General features: G+C 51.8%; 1 protein-coding gene. It reads right to left on the bottom strand.

What is annotated here, in order from left to right; all coding sequences use genetic code 11:
- The coding region (locus tag KDM89_RS22040) for a DUF4390 domain-containing protein (protein WP_212689878.1) at positions 1-263 on the bottom strand (263 nt) is incomplete at its 3' end.
- Between the last annotated feature and the right edge of the window lie 19 nt (positions 264-282).

Genomic DNA, 282 nt, shown 5'->3' with positions numbered 1-282 from the left:
AACCAGTACCAGCGTGGCCGGGTCAGCTCCACTTCGGTGGTGAAGGAGAGCGGGATTTCTTTGGAAATCGCGTCGACCAGTCCGTGACTGAGTTCGAAAGCAAAGCTGGCAGACAGCTTATACCCCTCGTCTGAGGTTTCTATCCGGGCTGAAGTGATTTCTACTTCGGCTGCCCGGGTCTGGGGACAAATGAGTATAGCCGTCAGCGCCAACACGCATGTCAGTAGCAAACGGCTTAACTTATCTTTCAGACTCAGGAGCATGCAAAGTGAAAAAATTTTG

The organism is Cognatundibacterium luofuense, from assembly GCF_018139685.1.
Taxonomy (GTDB): Bacteria; Pseudomonadota; Gammaproteobacteria; order Burkholderiales; family Burkholderiaceae_D; genus Undibacterium; species Undibacterium luofuense.
The sequence above is the reverse complement of the archived record's forward strand: the minus strand, read 5'-3'. Positions and strand labels throughout refer to the sequence as shown.